This window comes from Paraburkholderia sp. SIMBA_054, assembly GCF_046534875.1.
GTDB lineage: Bacteria > Pseudomonadota > Gammaproteobacteria > Burkholderiales > Burkholderiaceae > Paraburkholderia > Paraburkholderia hospita.
The window spans coordinates 1-262 of the sequence record NZ_JAWRXV010001007.1; the positions used below are offsets into that span (position 1 = coordinate 1).

Annotated in this window: 1 protein-coding gene; it reads right to left on the reverse strand. The window is 64.9% G+C overall.

What is annotated here, in order from left to right; translation table 11 throughout:
• Window positions 1–262: RNA chaperone Hfq (gene hfq / locus SB822_RS58175; RefSeq protein ID WP_410859253.1), on the reverse strand; the 262-nt coding region annotated here is incomplete at both ends.

Below are 262 nucleotides of genomic sequence, written 5' to 3' on the forward strand. Positions count from 1 at the left end.
TGCGGCCCGCGGGTGGTGTGCTCGCCATGCGACGGGCGGCCCGCGCGCGGAGCCGGACGGGTTCCGGTATCGAGCTGGATCGTCGAGATGGCGCGCTTGTAGATGCCCTGCAGGCCGACGGGCGTGCGCAGCATCACCAGATATTGGTCGCACGACTCGATGCACCCTGTCAGGCGGATGCCGTTGACAAGGTAAATCTCAACGCGCTTTCGTTCTTTGCGCGCGGCGGTCATGAAGTCGTTTTGCGGATGCGATTCTGCGG